Here is a 23,715-nt window from a genome sequence, read left to right on the forward strand (position 1 = left end):
CGGGCGTCCTTCACCTGCGTTGACCACGTGCTCATCATCGCACCCGCCACCGACAGCGTCTCACCACGTCGCAGTACCTCGGGGCCGGGGAGTCGACGGACCGTCGTTGGCGCTGAGATCGACCTTGGCCCGCGCGTCCTGGAATCCGTCCCTGCATCAAGCCAGTACTACGTTCGAAGATTCAGCCGGTGTTGAGCAGCCGGTGGTGGCGTTGGGCCGATGTCCCTCGCGTGACCTCCCTGTTCTCCTGCGATCTGCGGTCAGATCCTGGGGAGCCAGGGCGGCGACGGTCGGGTCTGGGGACCCGTCCGGAACCATCCGTAGCGGCAGTGTGAGGACACTTATCCCCAGCGAAGTGGATAAGCGAAGAATGTGGAGTTTGTCCTTATAGGTGGAAATCTTTTCTGAGGGTCTGTGTCTGGCGACCGGCGGATTTCTCTGGATGTGTGGTGAAGTGTGTTGGTAGTTAATAGGGGAGCGGTGGACGGGCTCATCGGACGCTCCAGGACGGACTTATATGAACGAGGACGTTTCCGGTACGGAAAACGACGGGATCGACGCGCCCTTCGTGAACGAGAGGACGAGCGCGGAGTTCGGGCAGGTCGTGACGGAACTGCGCAGACTCCGAGAGGCCTTCGACGCGAAGATCCGCTATGACGAGACCAGGGAGCGGCACGTCCAGGCGATGAGCGAGGAGTTGGCGCAGCACAGGCAGGACCTCTACCGCAGCGTCATGCGGCCGGTGCTGACGGACCTCGTCGCGCTCTACGACGATCTCACCCAGGTCATCGAGGCGACGGACGCCTCCGGCGCGAGCCTTGCGCTGTTCCGCGACTCGGTCGAGCAGATCCTCGAGCGGAACGGTGTTCAAAGGTTCATCGTCGAAGGGGATGGCATCGACAGGTCCCTTCAGCGGGTTCTCAGCACGGTCGCCACGTCCGACCGGGAGCTCGACCGCAAGGTGGCGGTCCGGTTGCGCGCCGGCTTCGCCGACGGTGACCGTGTGCTGCGCCCGGAATGGGTGAGCGCCTACCGCTTCGCCAAACCCCAGCCCGTCCCGGAACTCGTAGCGGATCCGGCCGTCGAAGCGGCGGACTCCGCAGCCCCCGCCGAGGAAGGAGACCTCCGATGACCGCCGACCGCGTGTACGGAATCGACTTGGGAACCACCTACACCTGCATCGCCTACGTGGACGAGTCCAGCGGGAAGCCCGTGGTCGTCTCGAACCTGGAAGGCGAGAACACGACGCCCTCGGTCGTCCTGTTCGATGAGGAGAACACCCGCGTGGTGGGCCGCGAGGCCAAGAACGCCGCGGTCCTCGAAGCCGACAACGTGGTCGAGATGATCAAGAGGGAGATGGGCAGGCCCGGATACCGCAGGGAGTTCTTCGGCAAGGAGACCTCCCCGGAGGAGATCTCCTCCTACATCCTCCGCAAGGTCGTCGTGGACGCCGAGCAGAATGATGGGGTCCGCCCGAGCAAGGTCGTAATCACCTGCCCGGCCTACTTCGACGTCCCGCAGCGCGAGGCGACGGCGGCCGCCGGACGCATCGCGGGCCTCGACGTACTGGAGATCATCAACGAGCCCACCGCCGCCGCGATCACCTACGGGATGCTCGACAAAGGAGACCAGACCGTCCTCGTCTACGACCTCGGCGGCGGCACGTTCGACATCACGGTCATCGACGTCAGAGGCGGCAAGATCCGCGTGGTCGCCACCGGCGGCAACGACGAGCTGGGCGGCCGTGACTGGGACGAGGAGATCGTCAAGTACTGCGCCGCGCAGTGGGAGGCCGAGCACGGCGGAGAGGGCGAGATCCTCGGCACGCCGGAGACTCTTCAGGATCTCTGGGTGAGGGCGGAGAGCGCCAAGAAGACCCTGACGGCCATCCCGCAGACGAAGATCCAGGTCGTCCATCAGGGAAAGCAGACGGCCGTGGCGCTCACCCGAGAGAAGTTCGAGGAGCTGACGGCTCCGCTGCTGGAGAACACCATCACGTTCACCAAGAACGTCATCGCGACGGCCGCCGAGCTGGGCTCGCCCGTCATCGATCGGCTGCTGCTGGTGGGCGGCTCCATCAAGATGCTGCAGGTCGGCGCCCGGCTGCGCAAGGAATTCGGCTTTGAGATCGAGGCGTTCGAGCCGGACTTCGCGGTCGCCAAGGGGGCCGCGATCTACGGGCAGAAGCTCGTGGTGGACGGGAAGATCGCCGAGAAGATCGTGGAGGAGATCGTCCGCAAGACCGATGCGAAGCCGGAGGACGTGGACGTCACGTCCGTGTCCGCCGAGGTGCGGGCCGCGGCCGAGGAGGCCGTCGCGGACGACCTGGGCCTGCGCCTCGGCACCGTCCAGAAATTCACGAAGATGCAGGTGACCAACGTCGCCAGCCACAGCTTCGGGGTGCTCGCGCTGCTGCGCGACGACACCGAGGTCATCGCCAACCTCGTGTTGGCCCAGCAGGCGCTGCCCGCCGAGGCGAAGCAGACGTTCGGGACCCGTGACGACGGCCTCTCCCAGATCGAGATCAAGATTATGGAGAACACCTCACGGGACAAGATCGTCAAGGATCTGAGCCTCGGTGAGGAGGTCACCAAGGCCGTCCTGGAGATGAGCGCGGGTCTCAGGGCGGGCTCGCCGATCGAGGTCTCCTTCCGCCTGGACGGCCAGGGCCGCCTGCACATCACCGGCCAAGACCTCGCCGAGGGCGGCCAGATGGTCGAGGCCGTCTTCCAGACGGACAGGGTGCTGTCCGTCGAGGAAGAGGAGCAGGCCAAGGTGCGGTCGAGCGCGATCCGCGTCGTCGGCTAGCCGGTCAGCCGGCCAAACACCCTTCCGGTCAGTCGGTGAGGAGAGGAACCCATGGAACCGGCCGTCGGCATCGACCTCGGCACCACCTACTCGGCCGTCGCCTGGGTCAACCGCGACGGTGTCCCGGAGATCATCCCGGACGCGCTGGGCGAGGCGCTGACCCCGTCCGTCGTCGGCTTCGACGCCTCGGGGACGCCCATCGTGGGAGCCGGGGCCAAGGTCGCGCAGGCCGAGGGCGAAGAGGCGGTCGCGCACCTCTTCAAGCGCTGGATGGGCGACGCCGCCTTCCGGTTCGGCGGGGGCGGCCGCGAGTGGACGCCGCCCGAGCTGTCCGCACAGGTTCTCGGGCATCTGAAGCGACAGGCAGAGGAGGCGCTGGGCACGGCGGTGCGCCGGGTCGTGGTCACCGTGCCGGAGTACTTCACCCACCCCGAGCGGGAGGCGACGCTCAAAGCGGGCCGTCTCGCGGGCTTGGACGTGCTGCGGTTGATGAGCGAGCCGACGGCCGCGGCCCTGGCCTACGGACTCCGCCCCGCCGCCGAGACCCGTCGCCTGCTCGTCTACGATCTCGGCGGCGGCACTTTCGACATCTCCCTCGTGGAGATCGGCGCGGAGGAGCTGCGGGTGGTCGGCGCGGAAGGCGACCACGAGCTCGGCGGCCGCGACTGGGACGACAGGCTGGTCGGCGAGCTGCTGCGGCAGCTCACCACCGAGGAGTCCGAGCTGCTCGCCGATCGGCCGGGCGCCCTGCTGGTGGAGGCCGAGCGGATCAAGCGGACGCTCTCCGCCCGCCGTGCGGCCGAGCTGCGCATCGCGATCGAGGGCCGGACGATCCGGGCGACCGCGACTCGCGAGGGTTTTGCCGCCGCCAGCCGCGACCTCGTGGAGATGACCGGCCACCTCACCCGGAAGCTCCTGGAAGAGGTTGATCTGACCTGGGACGACATCACGGGTGTCCTCCCGGTCGGTGGCTCCACCCGGATGCCGATGATCCGGGAGTTCATTGAGGAAATCTCCGGCAAACCGCCAATGGCAGGCATTCACCCCGACCACGCGGTAGCCCTCGGCGCGGCTGCGCAGGCCGCGCTGCTGCTGGAGGCCGAGGCAGAGGCGTTGCGGCTGCCCGGCACGGCGGTGGCCGAGCCGATCCTGCGGCTGGGCGGCCCGCGCAAGGTGAGCAACGTGGTCGCGCACAGCCTCGGCATGATCGCCGAGAGCGCGGATCGTGAGCGCTACCTCAACAGCGTCCTTCTTCCGCGCAACCAGCGGATCCCCTCGCAGGCGACCCGTCCGTACAAGTTTCGGCTGAAGGGCGACGGCTCCGACGAGATGGAGATCTTCCTCACCCAGGGGGAGACGGAGAACGTCCAAGACTGTGCCTACTTGGGGCGTTATATCGTCACGGGTTTCCCGGCGAAGGGCGGCCGCCGCGAAGCCGTCGTAGACGTCACCTATTCCTACGACGACAGCGCGCTGGTGGACGTCGCGGCGGTCGACAGGGTCGGCGGCGCCCGCCTCGACGTCAAGGTCGAGCAGCTTCCCGAAGATATCCCGGGGCGGTTCCTGCTTCCGCCGGCGAAGGGCGGAGGCCGCGAGCCCATGACGGTCTACCTGGCATTCGACCTGTCCGGAAGCATGTCGGGCCCACCGCTCTCGGCGGCGAAGGGCGCTGCGCGGGCATTCGTCGGGCAGCTCGATCTGACGACGACGGCCGTCGGGCTGATCGGCTTCTCCGACTCGGTCAAGGTGGAGTTGAAGGCGACGAACAACGGCTCGTCCATCGAGCGGGCCATCCAAAGGCTCCGCGTCGGCTCGACCGGCTACGGCAACGATGCCGACCCCTTCGACAAGATCAAGGAGCTGCTCCGCCGCGATCAGCACCGCAGGTTCGCGGTGGTTCTCGCCGACGGCGTCTGGAGCCATCAGCAGAAGGCGATCTCCCGCGCGCGCGCCTGCCACGGTGTCGGCATCGAGGTCGTCGCGGTCGGATTCGGCGGGGCCGACCACGGATTCCTGCGCGCCGTCGCCTCCTCCGACGAGCAGGCGCTGTTCACCCGGATGGGTGAGCTGAGTGATGTCTTCGGCACCATCGCCCGCGAGCTCACCGAGTCCGGAGCATGACGGAACGCCCCAATTTCTTCCTCCTGCTGGAGCTGGATCCCGCCGCGCCCTGGAACGAAGAGGCGTTCCAGCACGCGCTCGCCGAGAAGCGCAAGCGCTGGACGCGCGACGCGACCGGACCGAAGACCTTCCCCCGGACGGTCGACGCCAAACGGAACCTGAATCTCGTCCGCGACATCCAGCGCGTGATGGGCGACGTGGACGCCCGCGAGGAGGAGCGGAAGAAGGCCGCGAACGAGCGGAGGGCGGCCATGGAGGCGGCCCGCAAGGAGCTGAAGGACCGGCTCGACTTCCTCGAACTGCGTGGCTACCTCCTTGCGCCCGAGCGGGAGAGTCTCCGGACCGGCTTCGCGGACGTCCTCGCCGCGTCCTCCGCGCTGGCTAGGCGGCTTGACGCCGTCGAAGTGCGAGAGGCGGGACCGGCCGCTCCGGCGGACCGGCTGGATGATCATACGGAACGGCAGCTCAGGGACTTGTTGAAGACCGCGCAGATGCGGACGCTCTACGACGTCCTGAAGACCGTGGACGAGAGCGTCACAGAGCGGAGTTCGCTGCCCGTCCTGCTCGACGCGGCCCACAAGCTCTACATGAACGAGCACAACCGCAAGAACAAGTCCGACCCAGCGGTCAAGGCGCGCGAGAACCTCGCCGGAATCGCTAAGACGATCTTCGAGACCGAGGAGAGGCGGCGCAGGCACGACGTCTCCATGCGGCTGGAGAGCCTCAGGGAACTGGTCGCCTGGCACGTCGAGGTGCTCGGATCGGCCCGCGCGATGACCGCCGCGCAGGTGGAGGGCTTCCTGGCGAGGGCCAAGCGGAACGGTGTCCGTGATCTGGACTTCGCGCTCGGCTATCTCCGGGACGTGCTGTTCGCCAAGGGCTGGCCGCTGGAGCTCCCGGCGCCCGAGGCGGCGGCGGGAGTGGACCGGCTCGTGCACTGCCCGAGGTGCGCGGAGCTGAACACGCCGGCGGCCGCGGCCTGCTCGGTCTGCGCGTTCCCGCTGCGTGACCCGTGTCCCTCGTGCGGGCTGGTCGAGCCCAGGCGCGGCGGCTGCCGGTGCGGGTTCCCGCTCGGCCAGCGCGAACGCGTGGAGGACCTCTTGGCGGAGGCCGTCGAGGCCGCCGACGGCGGACGGCGGGACGAGGCCGCCCTCCTGCTGAACCGTGCGTCCCGGATCTGGCGGTTGCCGGCCGGGAGCACCGATCCGCTGGCGGTGCGGCTCAGGACGGAGACGCTCCGGCTGGCCGAGGAGGCCGCGCACCTCAAGCGTCTCGCCGATTCCGTCACGGCCCTCACCGGCGCGCGCAGATATGTCGAGGCCGCCGATCTGCTGCGGACGGCGCCTCTCGGGCTGCCCGATCGGGACATGCTGCTGGTCCGAGCCGAGGAGATCGTCGAACGGGCGCGGCGGCTCTGCGAGGAGGCCAGACGTCCGGGTGTCGGCCAGGTTCGGAGGATCGAACTGCTCACCGAGGCCCTGCGTGTCTGCGATGACTACGTCTCGGCTCGGACGGAACTCAACAGAATCCCGCCGGCATCGCCGCGAAAGGCACGTGCGATCGCGGGTGATCCGGACACGGGCGTCCTGGTGAGCTGGGAGGAGACAGGCGAACCAGGCATCTCTTATGTCGTCGTGCGCGGGACAGGCCCCGCGCCGCCCGAGTCCCCCGAGGATCTGCCCGGCCAGCAGCGGCTCGCCGAGGTCTCGGGGGCGTCTTACCGGGACATGCCGGACGCGGAATCCGTTGGCCTTCCGCTGACGTACGCGGTGTTCGCCGTCCGCTCCGGCACCTTCTCCGCGCCGGAGGTCGCCGCGCCCGTCCTGGTCGCGGCCGATCCGGAGCTGAGCTGCCGGGCGGGCGAGGGCGAGGTGGCGCTGAGCTGGAGTCCGCCGCGCCATGCCGATCGGATCGAGATCGTCAGGGAGCGGATCGGCGGGGACGAGCCGCCCGTCCGGCTGCTTGCCGACGGCACTGAGCATACCGACAGGGACGTCGCGAACGGCGCCGTCTACCGCTACACCGTACGCGCGCGGTACCCGGGACTCGGCGGCGGGCCCGTCTGGTCGCGAGGCAGGACGATCGAGACGTCGCTGAGGAGGAGGCCCGTGCCGCCAGGGTCGCTCTCTCTGACCGGAAGGGCCGGATCATATCTTTATGCCCACAAGGTGGAGCTGCGGATTCCTGAGTCCGATCGGGGTGAGGTGCGGATCATCTCGCAGCGCGGCGCGGGATCGCTGCGCGAAGGCGATGCGGCGGCCGAGGCGGAGTTCCGGCCCGGAGGCCGGATCCTCGCGGGCTCGTCGTCGCCCTTCGTGGACCTGATCACCTCACCGGATGACCGGTTCTTCACCTATGTCCCCATCGTGACCGTTGACGGACATGTCTATGTCGGACGGCCTCGCAGCTACGTCACCGATCCGGATGTCGCCGATCTCGCGGTGGAGTTCGACGGCGACCAGGCCCACGTCGGCTGGACCTGGCCTGAGTCGGGCGGCCGCGCGCTGGTCGGCTGGAACACAGAGGGCGGGCTCCCGGACGTCACCGAGATCCCCGAACCGCACGCCGTCACACGGCCCACGGGCGAGACCTACGGCGGTTGCACGGTGCGGATCCCCGCCGACGCGACCGCACTGCACGTCGTGGTCGCGCTGACCGTGACACACGCTCACACGGAGTTCGCGACCTCGGGCGTCCGAGCCTCACTCATCCGTCCTCTGGTGAGGGCTCGGTACGAGGTGCGCGGCGGCTGGCGGCAGCGGTCCGAACTCGTGTTGACCGCCGAGACCCCGCTCGACCTGCCCGCGCTGACTCTGGTCGCCCGCGCGGGCCGCGCGCCGCTTACCCGCGCGGACGGCGACGTCGTCCTCGCCCTCCCGCCGAGCCGCTTGGCCGGGTCGAAGGCGCACACCATGCCGCGTGCGCACCACCTTCACTACCGCCTCTTCACGGCCGATCCCGCCGACGCGGCGGCTGTCGAGCTGACTCCGGCGACGCACTGACGTCCGGCTTCGCAGCGCCCTGATGTCACTGCTTGAACAGGTAAACGCGCAATTCAAGCGTCGAAGGGGCATTTCCATAGTCGATGTACGGCGTGTACGCGGTGTTGGCGGAGAAAACGAAGGACTCCGTACGGCCGAGAGTCTTGAGTGCCTCGTTCGCCTTGCTCGCGATCTTCATGGCGCGGTCGATGCCGGCCGCGCTGTTGTCGGCGCCACCGAACGCGAGTACGAGCCCGGCGTCGCGTCCTGTGATCCTGGAGTCGGCCTTGACCTTCTTGAGCAGCGCGTCGCGGGCGAGTCTGCTGCCGTTCAGCAGTCCCTGGTAGTCCACGGACACCTTGATCTCGACGGGGACGTTCTCCAAGCCGAGCTGCGCGCTGGGCGTGGGAGTCGGCTTCGTTGGGGTGGACTTCGGATCAGGTGCGGGCATCCCCACGGTCGTGGCGACCAGGAACGCCATCGCCAGCGCGACCATGAGGTCGGCGAACAGCCAGCCGATGGTGCCGAAGACGACGTTTCCGGGATCCTTGCGAGCCACGCGGCGCCGGTGGAGCATCTAGCGCCTGCCGAAGAGTCGCGCGAGGAAGCCCGACGAGGAACCGGTCACGCGGCCGAGTTCGACCGCGGCGGCTTTGAGCTCACGGGCCGCGACGCTGACGTCCGCGGAGACGGTGTGCAGCGCGGTGGTCGTCGGGCCGAGTTGGCGGAGTGCGGCCTCGACGCCGCCGCCGACGTCCGCGGCGCTGCGCGTCAGCGCTTCGAGATCGGCTCGCATCGGGCCGCTCGCCAGCTTGACGACTTCGAGCACGCCCGCCGAGGCGGTGGTGAGCGCTTTGGCGTGCACGGCGACCTCGGCCGACAGCTTCGTCTGCGCGGTCTCAATGAGCTGGAGCTTGGCGTCGATGTCCTCGCCGATCCCGCTGTAGGCGGCCACCCCTGCGGACAGCCCCGACGCAGCCGTTGTCAGATCCTTGACGCCGCCCGCCAGTGAGGCCGCACTGGCGCTGTAGACGGCCTGGTCCTTGCGGTATTCGGTGAGGGAGGCCTTGAACCCGTCGAAGAGCGGGACCATCTGCTGCTCCACGACCTGTCGGTTGGCGTCGGCGGTCTGCTGGAGGAGTGCGACGGCCTCAGAGCCCACGCGGGTGGTGGTCCTCTCGCCCTGGAGTTCGAGCGCCTTGATCACCTCACTCGCCTCCCGGGCGATCCCGACGAGCAGGTTCTCGGCGTGCTCCTGGAGCCTTTCGAGGGTGTCGGCCGCCTCCTTGGCGATCCGCGCGTTGTTGTCCGCGAGCCGCTGGGTGTCGGCGACAGCGGTCTTGATCAGCGTCTGAGTCTCGGTGAGGACCCGCTGAGCCGCCTCCGCCCACTCCTTGGCGTCCTCTGGCGGCCTGATGTCGCTGTTCTCGATCGCCAGGCTGAGCGTGCTGACGGCGTCGTCGGCGAGGCTGTGCAGGCGGGCCAGCGCGCGGTTCGCGTCACTCTCTCGGCGGTGACCGAGCAGCGTGAGTGTGAGGACGACGGAGAGCAGGAGGAACGACCCGATGGAAGTTTCTGCGAAAGTCGGGATGAATGTGTCGAATCTGCTCTGCCAAAGGACCAGGAAGGGCTCGGTGATGAGCTGTGGATTCTGGTGAACCTGGCGGTAATATGCCCAGCTACCCCAGGCCAGCATGAACCACGTGAGGATCAGTGGAAGAATGGCGACCACGTTGCGCAGGCCGACCATGCGGCGGACCGGGATCTGAAGGACGTCCTCGGCCTCGCTGAGCGGGATTCCGGTGCCGACTAGCCGCTGGAGCAGAGGGAAGTCCCGCTGCTCGGCCGCGGTGTCGAGTGCGGTCAGGCGCTCGGCGTCGTTGTGTGCTCCGATGGCCAGCAGTTCGGAGCGCAGTCGTGTCAGCTCGTCCGACGCCTTCGGGCCATATGTCCCCAGAGCGAAAATATTCGGGAAACTGACCTGGTCTGGCGACACACGGTCCTCCGGTCGTGAATTCGCGAAATTGCCCCCCATGTCTACCCTAGACACAATTGCCGCTATCCGTCAGCTGATTCGCAAATCGGGATGTTCTGGTAGGTCAAGCGCGTCGCGGATCCGCTCCGCCGCCGGGTGGCTGGGCAGGAGGCGTCCGGCGACCTCCCGGGCTCTTTCGGCGAGGCTTCTCGCGTGTGCCGCGCCCGGGCCGGACAGCAGCTCGGACATGCCGGACAGGACGTCCAGGACGCAGAACAGCTCGTCGACCACCGCGTCTGCCCGCTCCTCCGTGGGATCGGCCGAGCGGGCGTTCTCCAGGAGGGCGAGGGACCGGAGCCGCAACAGCAGCGAGCCCGCCTCGTCGTCCAGCCGGACGAGGCTGACCGCGAGGTTCTGGAGGAGCAGGAGGAGAGAGGGGTGCTCCACGCCGAAGACTCGTTCGCCCGAAGCGAGGGCCCGTCGCTCGAAAGCCGCCGACTCCTCGAACTGGAACATCATGAAGTGGCAGTGCCCGAGGCCGCTGAGCCGCCAGATGACGTCCGGGTGATCATCCGTCCCGTGCTTTTTCCGGACGATTTCGTATGCTCGCTGACGATACTCGGCCTCCAGGGCGTGATCCTCGGTCTCATAATGAACATCGATGATCTTGTCGAGGAGGGGAAGAAGATCCGCCTCGTCTCCGGACGTCTCGCGCAGGACGATCTCATGGGCGAGCAGCGGCGCGGCCTCGAGGCGGCGGCCCAGCTCCAGATAGGTGGCGGCGAGGTTCGACAGCCGCAGCGGAAGATCGGGGTGGCCGTCGCCGGCCTCCTGCGTCAGCGCCAGCGCCCGCTCCTCCAACGGAGCGGCGGCCGCGTACCTGCCCAGCCGGTAGAACACCGTACCGAGCGCGCCGAGCGAGTCGGCCGTGCGCGGATCGTCCCGGCCGAACCTGCTCTCGGCGATGGCGAGCGTGCGCTTGCGCAGAGGCAGCGCGGCCTCGTAACGCCCCAGCTCTACGTGGCAGCGGGCCAGTACGTCCAGGCAGAGGAGCAGCTTCAGGTCATCCGGATCTGCGGCCTCTGCGATCCGCTGTGCGCGTTCCAGCAGCGGGACGGCCCTCTCCTCATCGCCGCGCAGGCAGTGAGTCCAGGCCAGGTCGGTCAGCCGAGAGACGACTTCGAGGGAGGCGGGGCCGTGTCTGTGCTCGGCTCCTTCCAGCGCGATCGTGCGGAACGTGACCGCGTCGTCCAGCCGGGGCGCGTCCAGCTTCTCGTAGGTGGTGGCGAGCTGGGAGGCGTAGCCCTCGACCTCGGGGTGGAAGCGTCCGTTGAGCTGACGGACGATCTCATACGCCCGGCGGAACTTCGGCGCGGCCTCGGCATGCCGTCCCTGCTCGACCAGCGTCTGCGCCACGCCGCCGAGCATGTCCGCGACGTCGGGGTGCGGGAACTCGTAGACGCGCTCGATGATCGCCTGTGCCCGGCGGCCGGCTCGCAGCGCGAGGTCGAGTTCGCCTCTGCGCCGGTGGATGGAGGCGAGCGTGTTGAGGTGGTATGCGGCGTTCTGGTGGTCGGGCCCGAAGGCCGTCTCGGCGATCCGCAGCCCTCGCTGCGCGACGTCGAGTGCCTCGTCCAGCCGGTCGAGCTCGCGGTAGGCGGATGCGAGCTGCTGCGCCCTGGCTCCGAGCGTCGGATGATCCGGCTCCAGTGGTGCGTCCTCGACGATGCGCGTCGCGCGTAGTTCCAGCTGCAGCCTCCGTTCGTGGTTCTCGAGCGCCGCGTGGCACAGCGCGACCTCCCCGACGAACCTGGCGAGATCTGGATTATCCGGGCGAAGGGTACGTTCGGCGACGGTGAGGGCCTCCTCGGCCAGGGTGAGCGCCTCGTCCAACCGGTAGAGGTCGCGGTAGATGCTCGCCAGATCTGTTGTGTGGGACGCGACGCTGATGTGCTCGTCCCCCCGCGCCGCGCGGATCAGCGCCAGCGCCCGCTCTTGATGCCCGACGGCCTCCGTCGCCTGCCCGAGCAGTCGGTACAGAGAGGCGAGGTTGCCCAGCACCCATGCCCTCAGGTCGTCAGGGGCGTCGGGGCTGCCTTCGGCGATCGCCAGCGCGCGCGTCTGGAGATCGACGGCTTGGTCGTTGCGGCCGAGCGAACTGAGCGTGCTCGCGAGGTTGACCATCGGGATCACCAGCGCGATGTCGTCCGGCGCGCTCACACGCTTCAGGACCGCGAGTGAGTCGCGCTCGAGGTCCTCGGCGTCCTGGTGGCGGCCGAGCGCGTGATAGGCGACGCCGAGATTGCCCTGCAGGGTGGACAGATCCGCGTCTCCGGAAGTCAGCGTCTTCACGCCGATGGAAAGGGCGAGCTCGCAGAACTTCGATGCGACCGGGTAGAGGCCCTGCGCGGACGCGAACAGCCCGGCCTGGTTGAGCAGCAGGCAGAACGGGCCGTCGGAGCTGCCGTCGCCGACGTGGTCGGCCAGCGCGTCCACGTGCGGGAGCAGATCCCACCAGCGCGGCCACCCTGTCATGTCGCTGATCGGATCGGGCGGCACGGCGGCGGCGAGCAGACTGACTGCCGCCGCGCCCGCCGAGGTCAGGCCCGTCTCCATCAGCGGCTCGTCCCGCTCACCGAGGCGCAGAACGGCCTGCACCAGCCGGTGCAGGCTGACGGTCGTCTTGGTGACCGTGATCATGCTGTACGACCTGAGCAGGGACAGCAGCCGGTTGGCCCCGATCTCGTCGCCGCCGAGGTGGGCGATGACGAGATCGCGCGGCAGATGGTCGGGACCGAGCCATGCCATGACGTGCAGGAGGTCCACCGCGCGCGGATCCCGTGCCGTCAGGGCGTCCAGGGTGATGTTCCAGGTGCGTGTGATGGCCCGTTCCTGCGCGACGTCCGGGGCGACCTCGGAGAGGAGGTCGTCGAAGCGTCGGGCCAGCCGGTCAGCGTAGTCCGAGAGGGTCTCCCCGGTGCAGGAGATATAGGCGGCGGCCTGTTCCAGTGCGAGCGGGAGCCGCCCGAGCGCGTCCGCGATCAGCCGGGCGGCGGATCGGTCGCGCGGGCCTTTCTGGCCGGTGCGCTCGACGAGCAGATCGATCGCCGCGTCCAGGCCGAGCGTCTCCAGCCGTACCGGGCGAAGGCCGCGCCGGATCCAATCGACGTCCCGCCTCGTGGTGACCAGGACGCGGCCCCCATGGTCCGCGCCGAGGAACTCCGTGACGGCGTCCGGATCCTCGACGTTGTCCAGGACCAGCAGCCAGTCCCGGTGGAACATCAGCCAGTTGAGGGCCCACTGCCGGGCGAAATCGGGATCGACGGAGCGCAGCGTCGGGTTCAGGATCGCGGCGATCCCGATGAGGCCCTTGGTGATGTTCTCGGCGCTATCGGCTGTGATCCACCAGATCGACCGGTATCTGTTTCGATTGCGGAACGCGTAGTGGAGCGCGAGTTCGGTCTTGCCGACTCCGCCGAGTCCCGCGACCGTCTGGCCGACCAGACCCGCGCCTGTCGACATCACGTCGGACAGCTCTCTTAGCGCGTCCTGGCGGCCGACGAAGACTTGAGAGGGGCGGAGCCTGACGTTCCACACACTGTCGGGCGTGACGTCCCGCACGTCGGGCAGGGCCGCGTCGAAGCGGTAGACGCGGTTGTAGTCGCCGCTGATGGCGGTCCCAGAGAGACTGCCGGCGGCGATCGACCTGTCGCCCGAGGCGGCAGCGTAGGTCACCGGGTGATCTGGTTGCCGTCGCCGGTGACGACCACGCCGGAGATCGTCTGCGCGACGACGGACCTCGTTCCCGCCGAGTCCCGTCCGCCGACCGCGGCCGGCAGCATCTTCTGGATCTCCTGCGCCAGCTCCGCGTCCGCCGCGAGCATCTTCCGGATCTTCAGCCGCAGTGCCGCCCGCCGCTCCTCGTCCTCGGGGTCCTCGGCGAGATCTGCAAGCGACTCGGGTAGCTCTTCCCCTTCTTCCCGCACCCCGAAGATCCGCTGCAGCACCCCCCTTCCCACCCCGATGGTCGCGTCCGCCGCCATCTCCTGCCCCCGTGCCAGCACGGCCCCGCCATAAGCCGTCACCGCTGACAGAACAAACGGCTCCAACCCCGCCACGAGATCAACCACCATTCGAACCCCTCCTCAAGTCGAGAGCCACCACTTTCTTCGACGCTACCGACCAACTCTCCGTTCCCGCAGTATTTCCTCCCATCCCACCTGACCTCCACAATTCCCCCCACCCCTAAGCCTTCAAAGGGAACGCAATAATCACTGGACGCTCCATTCGTCTGCTGAGCCCCGAGGGTGTCCTCACCACTCAAATCGTGACAGTACGGACTAATCACCCAAGGATCTCCGTCTGGTGCCCGGTGCGGTACGAAGGCGAGATCCGGAGCGCGGACTCGTGGCAATCCCTGAAACCGTGGAGACGTCCAGGCGGTGCGGGGCGAAGGGGCCTTTTAAGGAAGTGTTGAAGGAGCATGAGCGGGGTGGCCGAGAGCAATGGGGGCTCGGTGGACATGTACGTCTGCTTGGTGGGCAGTTCGAGGCACTTTCGCAGTCGAACGTCCAGCTCGACCGCCTTGCGGTGCAGATACTCGGCGGGGCCGGACCTTGCGGAGATGCTCGGGCGGCCGGTCGGCGATGATCCAGCTGGCGGCCAGAAGTGAGAACTGTCGCTGTGACCTGCGGATCTATCGTGCGATCGAGACGGGAACCGAGACGTAGAGACGGCGAAGGCCGGTCAACCCCGGAGGGGACCGGCCCGCGTCGAAGTGCCCGGCGAGGCACTGGCGGAGGATACGAGATTCGAACTCGTGAGGGCTTGCACCCAACACGCTTTCCAAGCGTGCGCCCTAGGCCACTAGGCGAATCCTCCGTCGGACAGCTTACCGGGTGTCGGGGAGTGCACGGACCTCTATTACGGCGGACTTGGGGAGGGGGCCGTAGAGGTGGGGGTAGAGGTCGTCGGGGTCGTCGGGGGCGGGCTCGAAGCGGATGTCGAGGTGGCGGGGGTCGATCGTCAGGACGAGGAGGTCGGGGACGCCCTGGTAGTAGCGGGTCAGGACGCGGGCGAGCTGGTCCTGGGTGGCGGAGCAGTGGATGAAGCCCTCCTCCTCCAGCGTCCTGTCGAGGGTGGACATCGTGTAGGGGGTGGTGTCGGTCACACTGTCCCAGGCGGAGCGGGTGGCGACATGGAAGATATGGGACATGGGCGGGACTGTACGCGGCTCGGGGGCGGATGCCATAGACTCTGAGGAGACCCCTCGCGTGGCGTCATCTTGTGAACCTCCCCAGGGCCGGAAGGCAGCAAGGATAAGCAGGCTCTGGCGGGTGCGCGGGGGGTCCTTTTGCTTCAAGGACGGACGGGGCCCGTGATGAGTCTTGCTCTCTACCGCAAGTACCGACCGGCCACCTTCGGAGAGCTGAAGGGCCAGGAGCACGTCGCCGAGCCGCTGCAGCAGGCGCTGCGCAACGGGCGGGTCAACCACGCCTACCTCTTCAGCGGGCCGCGCGGCTGCGGCAAGACGTCCAGCGCGCGGATCCTCGCCCGTTCGCTGAACTGCGTGGAAGGGCCGACGCCCGACCCGTGCGGGGTCTGCGAGTCGTGCGTGGCGCTCGGCCCGGGCGGAGCCGGCCACCTGGACGTGATCGAGATCGACGCCGCCTCGCACGGTGGTGTGGACGACGCCCGCGACCTGCGGGAAAGGGCCTTCTTCGCGCCCGTCTCGTCCCGGTTCAAGGTGTACATCATCGACGAGGCCCACATGGTCACGCGGGAGGGCTTCAACGCCCTGCTGAAACTCGTCGAGGAGCCCCCGCCGCACCTGAAGTTCGTGTTCGCGACGACCGAGCCGGAGAAGGTCATCGGGACGATCAGGTCGCGCACCCACCACTACCCGTTCCGGCTGATCCCGCCCAAGACGTTGCAAGAGCTGCTGGAGGAGATCCTCCAGGCGGAGAAGGTCCCGTACGAGGCGTCGGCGCTGCCGCTGGTCGTCCGGGCGGGGGCCGGGTCGGCGCGTGACTCGTTGTCGATCCTGGACCAGCTGCTCGCCGGGTCCGACGAGGCCGGCATCACCTACACGCGGGCCGTCTCCCTGCTCGGGTACACCGACGCGGCTCTGCTCGACGAGGTCGTGGACGCGTTCGGCCAGAGGAACGGGGCGGCGGTGTTCGCCGCGATCGACCGGGTGATCGAGAGCGGCCAGGACCCGCGCCGGTTCACCGCCGACCTGCTGGGCCGCTTCCGCGACCTGGTGATCATGGCGAACGTTCCGGAGGCGACCAGGAGCGGGCTGATCGACGGTCCGGCGGACGAGCTGGAGCGCATGACGGCGCAGGCCGCGGCGCTCGGCCCCGCCGACCTGACGCGGGCGGCCGACCTGCTGCACACCGGGCTCACCGAGATGCGGGGGGCGACGTCTCCGCGGCTCCTGCTGGAGCTGATCTGCGCCCGGATCCTGCTGCCCGGCGCCTACAACGACGAAGCGGCGCTGCTGGCCCGTCTCGACCGGCTGGAGCGGAGCGGTCCTCCGGCTCCGGTGGCCGCTCCGCGCGCGGAGGCGGCTCCGGCGCCCAGGGCGGCCGAGCCTCGCCCCGTCGTTCCCGAGCCGGCGCCTCGCGTCCCGGAGCCGGCTCAGCGCGCGCCGGAGCCCGTCCAGGCCCGTCCGGCGCCCCGGCAGGAGCCGGGGCCCGCCGCGCGGCCCCCGTCCCGTCCGGCGAACGACGGCTGGGGCGCGCCCGTGGAGTCCCCGGCCCCGGCGGCCCAGGCGGCGCCCTCCTCGGGCGGGGTGGACGTGAACGTCGTCCGGCAGCGCTGGCCGCAGATCCTCGACGCGGTGCAGCAGAAGAGCCGCGTCGCCTGGATGACGATCATGGAGGGCGTCGTCCCGGCGTCCGTGGACGGCAACCTTCTGACGATCGCGTTCGAGAACGACGGCAAGCGCAAGAACTTCACCATGGGCCGGCGCGAGGGCGTGCTCGCCGAGGTGCTGCGCGAGCAGCTCGGCGTGGACTGGCGGATCGACGCGGTCCTGGGCGGCGCGGTCCAGGCCTCGCCGCGTCCGGCGGCCCCGCCCCCGCCCACGTGGGAGCAGCCGAGGCAGGCCCCGCAGCGCCCGGCCCCGGTCGCCGCGCCCGCCCCCGCGGCTCCGCCGCCGTCCGTGCCGCAGCCGTCGGAGCCGCTTCCGCCGCCGCCCGAGGCGCCGATGGGCGGGGCCGAAGAGGACGAGGCGGACGCCGAGGGCGGCGCCCCGGCGGCGGACGAGGCGGTCAGCGGGATGGCGCTGATCCAGCGGGAGCTCGGCGGCCGTGTCATCAGGGAGATCGGCAACTCCTGAGGCGCCCGGGGTCGTATCGCTTTGCTGACCGACGCCGTAGTCTCGTAAGACCGAGTCAGTGGAGGGGATGACCGTGGAACCCGGTGGCCAGCTCGATTTCCAGGCGCTGCTTCAGCAGGCGCAGAAGATGCAGGAACAGCTGTTCGCCGCCCAGGAGGAGCTGGCGCAGACGGAGGTCGAGGGCAGTGCCGGCGGCGGCCTGGTCACGGCGACGGTCAACGGCCAGGGCGAGGTGGTGGAGATCGTCATCGACCCGAAGCTGATCGACGCCGACGATCCGGCGGAGGCGGCCGAGACCGTGGCCGATCTCGTCCTGGCGGCGATCCGCGAGGCGACCCGCACGGCGGCGGAGCTGCAGCAGGAGAAGATGGGTCCGCTCACTCAGATGCCCGGCATGCCGGGATTGCCGGGGTTTTAAATGTACGAAGGTGTGGTCCAGAACCTGATCGACGAGCTGGGGCGGCTCCCGGGCGTCGGGCCCAAGGGCGCCCAGCGCATCGCGTTCCACCTGCTCAACGCCGATCCGGTCGACGTCAACCGGCTCGCCGACGCGCTGCGCGAGGTGAAGGACAAGGTCAGGTTCTGCAGGATCTGCGGGAACGTCGCCGAGGACGCCGAATGCCGGATCTGCCGTGACGTGCGGCGGGATCGGGCGGTCATCTGCGTGGTCGAGGAGTCCAAGGACGTCATCGCGGTCGAGAAGACCCGGGAGTTCCGTGGCACTTATCACGTGCTCGGCGGAGCGATCAGCCCGATCGAGGGGGTAGGTCCGGAAGACCTCCGGATCCGCGAGCTCATGCAGCGGCTCGCGGACGGGGAGGTGACCGAGTTGATCCTGGCCACCGACCCGAACCTGGAGGGCGAGGCCACGGCGACGTACCTGGCCCGGCTGGTGAAACCGATGAACCTCAAGGTGACCCGGCTCGCCAGCGGCCTGCCGGTGGGCGGGGACCTGGAGTACGCCGACGAAGTCACGCTGGGACGCGCTTTCGAAGGACGGAGACTGCTCGATGTCTAGTGAGAACACCCCCAAGGACTGGGCCGACCTCGCGGGTCGGGTCGTCGTGCACGTGGAGAACTACCTGGCCGGCCTGGAGCGCTGCGCCCGAGGCGAGGGAGGCCAGCAGACGGTCTCCCTGCTCCTGCTGGAGGTCTCGCAGATCATGCTGGCCGGCGCGCAGCTCGGCGCCAGCCCCGACGTGGTCCTCCCGGACAACTGGGAGCCCGAGATGGGCGAGGACCCCGACCTGGACGCCGTCCGCCAGGGCCTGGCCGAGCGCCTGGCCGTCGTGGACGAGTACGCCGAGGTCTTCGACCCCTACAAGGAGCCCGAGCTCACGTCCTACCGCCTGTCCGACGACCTGGTCGACATCGCCTCCGACCTCGTCCACGGCCTGCGCCACTACCAGGCGGACCGTCCGCTGGAGGCCCTGTGGTGGTGGCAGTACAGCTACCTCAACCACTGGGGCAACCACGGCGGCGCCTCCCTGCGCGCGCTGCACGCCGTCGTCTCGGGCGTCCGCCTCCAGGTGGCCGACGAGGACGTCAACGAGGTCCTCGTCACCACCTGAGCCCTCCTTTCGACGAGAGGTGCCGTTGCCTGCCACCGGGTGTGAGAGCCCGGTGGCGGCTCAGACCCGTTCCAGCACCACCAGCGGGATCTCCCGCTCGGTCTCGGTCTGGTAGGTGTCGTACATGGGGAAGATCTCGGCCATCAGCTTCCAGAGCTCCGGCTTCTCCCCGGGGGATGCCGTGCGTGCCCGTGCGGCGAACTTCTCCGCCTTCACCTGCACCCTGACATCCGGGTCCTCGCGGAGATTGAGGTACCAGCCGGGGTGTTCGGCCGCCCCGCCGTTCGACGCCACCAGCAGATGGCGGTCGCCGTCCCGCCCGTAGATGAGGGCCGTCCGGCGCAGCAGGCCCGACCTGCGGCCGCGCGTGGTGAGCAGCAGCGTCGGCAGGCCCTGGTAGAGGTGCCCTTTCTCGCCGTCGGTCTCGACGTATTCGCGGATGTGCCCGGCGACCCAGCCCGTCGTGTTGTCGAAGACCTCGTCCGCCGTCATCGGCCCTCCCGGCTGATCGTCCGCCGGAAGCCGGGGATGAGGACGCCGCCGACCGCGAGGTGCGAGAGCGCGAGCACGGCCTTGGAGCCGCCGGTGGCCTCCACGCCGATCAGCGGAAAGAACGACAGCGCCAGGACGGCCAGGGCGACGGCCGTCCAGATCGCCCCGGCGCGGGAGGCCGTCCGTTCCAGGACGGCGAGCAGCGCCCATCCCAGGAACGAGGAGACCAGCGAGAAGGCCACGAAGGCGTCCACGCCGAGGTCCCGCGGTTCCTGTCCGGGCTGTTCGACGACCAGGTCGTGGCCGAGCAGCGGTTCGCCCACCACCCAGACCAGCGCGGCCGCCGCGACCGCCCCCGCCACCGTGAGGGCGCGGTCGCGCCTGCGCGTCCCGGGGCCGCCCGCTCTCAGGTTCGCCATCTGAACTCCTTCAGTTGCTTGATGGTTTAGCTTCTGAACTATTTGCGAGCCTAGACCATTACTTCAGCACCTGAACAATCGAGCTGGTGAAGTTCCCTCTATGCTGGGAGGATGAGCGCGCAGGCCGACCCGACGATGGACGAGCTGACCGACCTGGTCTTCCTGACGGCGGGACGGCTGCGCGGCGGATTCAACACGGCGGCGGCGGAACTGGGGCTTCCCCCCGCGCAGGCCCTCGTGCTGACGAACCTGTCGGCCTCCGCCCCGATGCGCGACCTGGCCGAGTGGTTGTCGTGCGAGCCCTCGAACGTGACGGGCATCGTCGACGGCCTGGAACGCCGGGGCCTGGTCGTCCGCCGCCCCTCACCCACGGACCGCCGCGTCAAGCACGTGGTCCTCACCGAGGAGGGCGAACGCAGGCGCGAGGAGCTCATCTCCCGCAGCCGCGCTCAGGCCCGGGCCCTCTTCGCGCCGATCGACGCGGACAAGCGGCGCCTGCGCGACCTGCTCGCCGCCGTCCTGGCCGGCTCCCCCGACCCTCGGAAGGGCCACGCCTGCGACCGGTGACGGATGTCAGGCCGGGGCTCCTCCGCGCCCGCCCCGGAGGTAGGCGAGGACCGCGAGGACCCTGCGGTGAGTGTCCTCATCCGGTGGGAGGTCGAGTTTGACGAGGATGCCGCGGACGTGTTTGCCGACGGTCGCTTCCGTGACGAACAGGCGCCGGGCGATGGCGGCGTTGGAGTGGCCCTCGGCGATCAAGGCGAGGACCTCGTGCTCCCGGGGGGAGAGCGCGGAGAGCGGGTCGCGCCGGCGGCGGAGCAGCTGGCGGACGACCTGGGGGTCCACCACCGTGCCGCCGTCGACGACCTGGCGCAGCGCGGCGGCGAACTCCTCGACGTCGACGACCCGGTCCTTGAGCAGGTAGCCGACGCGGCGGCCGTCACCGGAGTCGAGGAGGTCGGCGGAGTAGCTGAGCTCGACGTACTGGCTGAGCGCGACGACCGCCAGCTCCGGACGGGCGCGGCGCAGTTCCACGGCGGCGCGCAGACCCTCGTCGGAGAAGTCCGGCGGCATGCGGATGTCGGTCACCACGAGGTCGGGGGCGTGCTCGGCGACCGCCGCGTGCAGGCCGTCCGCGTCGCCCACGGCGGCGACGACCTCGAACCCGAACCTGGCCAGCAGACCGGCGAGCCCCTCCCGGAGGAGGACGCCGTCCTCGGCGAGGACTACGCGGACGGCGGGTCGTTCAGGCTGCACGGAAGCTCCACACGTACGACGGTCGGCCCTCCGGCGGGGCTCGACACCAGTATTCTGCCGCCGATCACCGACACCCGGTCGGCCAGGCCGGTGAGCCCGGTGCCGCGGCCGGGCTCGACGCCGCCGACGCCGTCATCGGTGATCTCCAGAGCGAGAACGCCGCCGTCCCAGTGGGCGTCCACTTCCGCCAGGGCGGCTCCGCTGTGCCTGGCGGCGTTGGCCAGCGCCTCGGCGGCGACGAAGTAGGCGGTGCTCTCGACGTGGCGGGGCGGCCGCGCGGGCAGGTCGGCGCGGACGGTGACGGGCAGCGCGGAGCGGTCGGCCAGCTCGTGCAGCGCGGCCGTGAGCCCCCGGTCGGTGAGCACGCGGGGATGGATGCCCCGGATCAGTTCGCGCAGCTCTTCCATCAGCTGCTTGGCCTCCCGGTGGGCCTCGGCCACGCTTTCGGCCGCGGGGGAGTCCGGCGGCAGGTCCAGGCGGGCGAGGCCGAGCCGCATGGTGAGGCCGAGCAGCCGCTGCTGGGCGCCGTCGTGCAGGTCGCGTTCGATCCGGCGCCGCTCGGCCTCGAAGGCGTCGACCAGCCGCGCCCGGGAGCGGGAGACCTCGACCAGTTCGGCCCGGAGCCGGTCGTCCGGGCCTCCTTCCAGCAGCGCCCGGGCGAGCGCGCCCTGCGCTCCCGCGGCCAGCGTCAGCAGGTAGGGGAAGGCGGGCAGCAGCACCAGGCCCACGAACGCGTACGGCAGAGCCTCCGCCGGAGTACCGACTTCGACCGGGCCCAGCGCCATCGGCCCGTCACCGTCGAGGAGTATCAGCGGGCTCGCGACGCATCCCAGGAGAAACGTCAGGGCGGACAGCAGCACCGCGCACACCATGGGAGCCGAGACGGCGAGGAGGAGGAGATGACCGAGTCCGCGCCAGGTGGACGTCCTCGCGTAGCTGGTGCGCAACCATGCCAAGCGGCTTTGACCCGGCGGCCTGGCATGGTCCGGGCTCACGGGGCGGCCGTCCACCAGACGCAGGCGGCGCTTCTCCAGCCGGACGAGCGGGATCGCCACCAGCGGGCCGAGCCCGGCGATCAGCAGGGCGCCGAGCACGAAAAGGGATGACCGTTCGCCGAAGGACAGGTCCCGGAAGAGGAGGAGCCACGGCAGGCCCAGCACGGCCAGGGGCACACCCGCCGCGAATCCCGTGATCCCGCTCGATGCCAGGTAGCCGGCCGACCTCCAGGGCCAGGACGTCAGCAGGAATCCGCGCCGGCCCATCGCCGCCAGCGCGGTGGACGGCTGGTCTGTCGGCATGGTCGGTACGTTAACCGTCTTCCTTCGGGGCGTCCGCGGCCGACCGGGGAGGTAGTGCCAGGCATACCCCGAAATCGGGGGCTCGCCGTGATGTGGGCGACCGGCCCCGGGCGATGGGATGCGGAGCATGAGATTCACACTCACTGCTCGCACGGCCGTCCCGTTCGCCGTGCTCACCGGGGCGGCGCTGGCCGCCGGGCTTCTGTACACGGCGTCCGGTACGCCGGCGTCCTCGGCAGGGCCGGAGTCCTCGACCGCCGCACGCTGGTCGCAGAGCTGGGGCGCCGCGATGCAGCGGCCTCTCGCCGGTGATGAGGACAGTGGAAAGAACTGGTCGGTGACGGGATTCGAGAACCACACGTTGCGCCAGGTGGTTCGGCTGAGTACGGGCGGGACGAAGATCCGGATCCGGCTCTCCAACGTGTACGGGACCAAGCCTTTGAAGGTGGCCGGGGCCACGGTCGGCCGCTCCCCGGGCGGAGTCAAGGTATGGCCGGGGACCATGAAGGCGCTGACGTTCGGCGGAGAGCGCTCCACCGTCATCGAACCCGGTAAGGAACTGGCCAGCGATCCCGTGCCGCTGTCCACTTCCCCGTTGGAGAAGCTGGCGGTCACCCTGCGCTTCCCCGAGGCGACCGGGCCCGCCACCTTCCACCGTTTCACCACGCAGACGGCCTACCGGGCGTCCGGCGACCATCTGTCCGAGCCCGTGTCCGACGCCTTCGACCGGTCCACGGACGCGTTGTACTACCTGTCGGGAGTGGACGTGGAGGGTGAGGGCTCCGTGGTCCTCTTCGGGGACTCGCTCATCGACGGGGTGGGTGCCACGCACGGGGCCGACGGGCGCCTGCCCGATGTGCTGGCCGAGAGGCTGGCCGCGGCACACCGCCCGATCGGCGTGGTCAACGCGGGGATCGGCGGGAACCGGCTGCGCCACGACTCCCCGTGCAGCGGCGAGAAGGCGACCGCGCGCTTCACCCGGGACGTCCTCGCCCGGCCCGGCGTGCGGGCGGTGATCGTCCACTTGGGCGCCAACGACCTCCGGAACGCGCCGGACGACCCCTGCTTGCGGCCGGGCGGTCCGGCGACCGCCCGGCAGGTCATCGACGCGCATCGGGAGCTCATCCGGGCGGCCCGCGCCCGTGGCGTCACGATCATCGGCGTGACGATCATTCCGATGAAGGGAGCGCTGTTCCCCCTCTGGACGCCGCAGCTCGAGAAGGCCCGAGACGCCGTCAACCACTGGATCCGGACCGGCGGCGAGTACGACGCGGTCGTCGACGCGGACCGCGCACTGGCGGACCCCGTCGAAGAGGACATGCCCGCGCTCGCCTACGTGTATGAGGACGGCCTGCACCCCAACGACGCCGGTTACCAGGCCATCGCTCGGGAGATCGATCTGGGGGCGTTCGGATGACCGCCTCGGCCGGGCGCCGGCCGGAAGCCGG

At 69.6% G+C, this 23,715-nt stretch carries 19 protein-coding genes, 1 tRNA gene and 1 other RNA gene; 11 read left to right on the forward strand and 10 right to left on the reverse strand.

Features of this window, described 5'->3' with window-relative positions; all coding sequences use genetic code 11:
* Positions 1-517 precede the first annotated feature (517 nt).
* The 4 genes from grpE to ABGB12_RS18075 are packed head-to-tail and all read left to right on the forward strand — an operon-like array spanning position 518 to position 7,931.
* Positions 518-1,132 carry a nucleotide exchange factor GrpE gene (gene grpE, locus ABGB12_RS18060; protein ID WP_347679333.1) on the forward strand — a complete coding sequence of 205 codons (615 nt, stop codon included), beginning with the start codon at positions 518-520 and terminating at the stop codon, positions 1,130-1,132.
* The gene (locus ABGB12_RS18065; RefSeq protein WP_347679335.1) at positions 1,129-2,808 is read left to right on the forward strand and encodes an Hsp70 family protein; all 1,680 of its coding nucleotides are present in this window, start codon (positions 1,129-1,131) and stop codon (positions 2,806-2,808) included. The genes grpE and ABGB12_RS18065 overlap by 4 nt, the downstream gene beginning before the upstream one ends.
* Before the next feature lie 51 nt (positions 2,809-2,859).
* Complete coding sequence (locus tag ABGB12_RS18070; protein WP_347679337.1) at positions 2,860-4,929, forward strand: Hsp70 family protein; 2,070 nt, start codon at positions 2,860-2,862, stop codon at positions 4,927-4,929.
* Positions 4,926-7,931, forward strand: coding sequence for a hypothetical protein (locus tag ABGB12_RS18075; RefSeq protein WP_347679339.1), 3,006 nt, complete (start codon positions 4,926-4,928; stop codon positions 7,929-7,931). Before ABGB12_RS18070 ends, ABGB12_RS18075 begins: the two co-directional genes overlap by 4 nt.
* Positions 7,932-7,956: 25 nt before the next feature.
* Here the strand turns inward: ABGB12_RS18075 and ABGB12_RS18080 are convergent, their stop codons facing one another.
* From ABGB12_RS18080 to ABGB12_RS18105, 6 genes are all read right to left on the reverse strand, one after another.
* Complete coding sequence (locus tag ABGB12_RS18080; protein ID WP_347679341.1) at positions 7,957-8,469, reverse strand: hypothetical protein; 513 nt, start codon at positions 8,467-8,469, stop codon at positions 7,957-7,959.
* Between the two features lie 18 nt (positions 8,470-8,487).
* Entirely contained in the window at positions 8,488-9,906 is a 1,419-nt protein-coding gene (locus ABGB12_RS18085; protein WP_347679343.1) for a hypothetical protein, read from the reverse strand.
* Positions 9,907-9,975: 69 nt separating this feature from the next.
* A complete protein-coding gene (gene fxsT / locus ABGB12_RS18090) occupies positions 9,976-13,620 on the reverse strand; it encodes an FxSxx-COOH system tetratricopeptide repeat protein (RefSeq protein ID WP_347679345.1) in 3,645 nt (1,214 codons plus the stop codon).
* Positions 13,617-14,018, reverse strand: coding sequence for a hypothetical protein (locus ABGB12_RS18095; RefSeq protein WP_347679347.1), 402 nt, complete (start codon positions 14,016-14,018; stop codon positions 13,617-13,619). Before ABGB12_RS18095 ends, fxsT begins: the two co-directional genes overlap by 4 nt.
* A 660-nt stretch (positions 14,019-14,678) precedes the next feature.
* Positions 14,679-14,766 (reverse strand) — tRNA-Ser (locus ABGB12_RS18100).
* Between the two features lie 10 nt (positions 14,767-14,776).
* Positions 14,777-15,100 carry a DUF952 domain-containing protein gene (locus tag ABGB12_RS18105; protein WP_347679349.1) on the reverse strand — a complete coding sequence of 108 codons (324 nt, stop codon included), beginning with the start codon at positions 15,098-15,100 and terminating at the stop codon, positions 14,777-14,779.
* Between the two features lie 45 nt (positions 15,101-15,145).
* On the opposite strand from ABGB12_RS18105, the gene ffs reads away from it, so the two are divergent.
* The 5 genes from ffs (at position 15,146) to ABGB12_RS18130 (ending at position 18,801) form a co-directional block, all read left to right on the forward strand.
* An RNA gene (gene ffs, locus ABGB12_RS18110) (signal recognition particle sRNA small type) lies at positions 15,146-15,241 on the forward strand.
* A 24-nt stretch (positions 15,242-15,265) separates the two neighbouring features.
* Complete coding sequence (locus tag ABGB12_RS18115) at positions 15,266-17,230, forward strand: DNA polymerase III subunit gamma and tau (protein WP_347679351.1); 1,965 nt, start codon at positions 15,266-15,268, stop codon at positions 17,228-17,230.
* Positions 17,231-17,303: 73 nt separating this feature from the next.
* Positions 17,304-17,648, forward strand: coding sequence for a YbaB/EbfC family nucleoid-associated protein (locus ABGB12_RS18120; protein ID WP_347680639.1), 345 nt, complete (start codon positions 17,304-17,306; stop codon positions 17,646-17,648).
* On the forward strand, positions 17,649-18,248 hold the full coding sequence (gene recR / locus ABGB12_RS18125; RefSeq protein ID WP_347679353.1) for a recombination mediator RecR: 600 nt from the start codon (positions 17,649-17,651) through the stop codon (positions 18,246-18,248). It begins immediately after the preceding gene.
* Positions 18,241-18,801, forward strand: a complete 561-nt coding sequence (locus ABGB12_RS18130; protein WP_347679355.1) for a DUF5063 domain-containing protein — start codon at positions 18,241-18,243, stop codon at positions 18,799-18,801. Before recR ends, ABGB12_RS18130 begins: the two co-directional genes overlap by 8 nt.
* Positions 18,802-18,861: 60 nt before the next feature.
* Here ABGB12_RS18130 and ABGB12_RS18135 read toward each other — a convergent pair whose 3' ends face one another.
* Together ABGB12_RS18135 and ABGB12_RS18140 are read right to left on the reverse strand one after the other, a co-directional pair.
* Entirely contained in the window at positions 18,862-19,293 is a 432-nt protein-coding gene (locus ABGB12_RS18135) for a nitroreductase family deazaflavin-dependent oxidoreductase (RefSeq protein WP_347679357.1), read from the reverse strand.
* Positions 19,290-19,712 (reverse strand): DUF6069 family protein, encoded by a 423-nt coding sequence (locus tag ABGB12_RS18140; RefSeq protein WP_347679359.1) that lies wholly within the window; start codon positions 19,710-19,712, stop codon positions 19,290-19,292. Before ABGB12_RS18140 ends, ABGB12_RS18135 begins: the two co-directional genes overlap by 4 nt.
* A gap of 111 nt (positions 19,713-19,823) precedes the next feature.
* Here ABGB12_RS18140 and ABGB12_RS18145 point away from each other — a divergent pair, with 111 nt between their 5' ends.
* Positions 19,824-20,279 carry a MarR family winged helix-turn-helix transcriptional regulator gene (locus ABGB12_RS18145; protein WP_347679361.1) on the forward strand — a complete coding sequence of 152 codons (456 nt, stop codon included), beginning with the start codon at positions 19,824-19,826 and terminating at the stop codon, positions 20,277-20,279.
* Between the two features lie 6 nt (positions 20,280-20,285).
* Here the strand turns inward: ABGB12_RS18145 and ABGB12_RS18150 are convergent, their stop codons facing one another.
* Both ABGB12_RS18150 and ABGB12_RS18155 read right to left on the reverse strand, forming a co-directional pair.
* A complete protein-coding gene (locus ABGB12_RS18150; protein WP_347679363.1) occupies positions 20,286-20,969 on the reverse strand; it encodes a response regulator transcription factor in 684 nt (227 codons plus the stop codon).
* Complete coding sequence (locus tag ABGB12_RS18155; RefSeq protein ID WP_347679365.1) at positions 20,939-22,267, reverse strand: sensor domain-containing protein; 1,329 nt, start codon at positions 22,265-22,267, stop codon at positions 20,939-20,941. Before ABGB12_RS18155 ends, ABGB12_RS18150 begins: the two co-directional genes overlap by 31 nt.
* A gap of 127 nt (positions 22,268-22,394) precedes the next feature.
* On the opposite strand from ABGB12_RS18155, the gene ABGB12_RS18160 reads away from it, so the two are divergent.
* Positions 22,395-23,684 (forward strand): SGNH/GDSL hydrolase family protein, encoded by a 1,290-nt coding sequence (locus ABGB12_RS18160; protein ID WP_347679367.1) that lies wholly within the window; start codon positions 22,395-22,397, stop codon positions 23,682-23,684.
* Positions 23,685-23,715 lie beyond the last annotated feature (31 nt).

Source organism: Actinocorallia sp. B10E7 (assembly GCF_039871655.1).
Taxonomy (GTDB): domain Bacteria; phylum Actinomycetota; class Actinomycetes; order Streptosporangiales; family Streptosporangiaceae; genus Actinocorallia.

Coding starts and splice junctions, on each gene's coding strand:
- grpE (WP_347679333.1), top strand. CDS start 518: ATGAACGAGGACGTTTCCGGTACGGAAAACGACGGGATCGACGCGCCC.
- ABGB12_RS18065 (WP_347679335.1), top strand. CDS start 1,129: ATGACCGCCGACCGCGTGTACGGAATCGACTTGGGAACCACCTACACC.
- ABGB12_RS18070 (WP_347679337.1), top strand. CDS start 2,860: ATGGAACCGGCCGTCGGCATCGACCTCGGCACCACCTACTCGGCCGTC.
- ABGB12_RS18075 (WP_347679339.1), top strand. CDS start 4,926: ATGACGGAACGCCCCAATTTCTTCCTCCTGCTGGAGCTGGATCCCGCC.
- ABGB12_RS18095 (WP_347679347.1), bottom strand. CDS start 14,018: ATGGTGGTTGATCTCGTGGCGGGGTTGGAGCCGTTTGTTCTGTCAGCG.
- ABGB12_RS18105 (WP_347679349.1), bottom strand. CDS start 15,100: ATGTCCCATATCTTCCATGTCGCCACCCGCTCCGCCTGGGACAGTGTG.
- ABGB12_RS18115 (WP_347679351.1), top strand. CDS start 15,266: ATGAGTCTTGCTCTCTACCGCAAGTACCGACCGGCCACCTTCGGAGAG.
- recR (WP_347679353.1), top strand. CDS start 17,649: ATGTACGAAGGTGTGGTCCAGAACCTGATCGACGAGCTGGGGCGGCTC.
- ABGB12_RS18130 (WP_347679355.1), top strand. CDS start 18,241: ATGTCTAGTGAGAACACCCCCAAGGACTGGGCCGACCTCGCGGGTCGG.
- ABGB12_RS18135 (WP_347679357.1), bottom strand. CDS start 19,293: ATGACGGCGGACGAGGTCTTCGACAACACGACGGGCTGGGTCGCCGGG.
- ABGB12_RS18140 (WP_347679359.1), bottom strand. CDS start 19,712: ATGGCGAACCTGAGAGCGGGCGGCCCCGGGACGCGCAGGCGCGACCGC.
- ABGB12_RS18145 (WP_347679361.1), top strand. CDS start 19,824: ATGAGCGCGCAGGCCGACCCGACGATGGACGAGCTGACCGACCTGGTC.
- ABGB12_RS18155 (WP_347679365.1), bottom strand. CDS start 22,267: ATGCCGACAGACCAGCCGTCCACCGCGCTGGCGGCGATGGGCCGGCGC.
- ABGB12_RS18160 (WP_347679367.1), top strand. CDS start 22,395: ATGAGATTCACACTCACTGCTCGCACGGCCGTCCCGTTCGCCGTGCTC.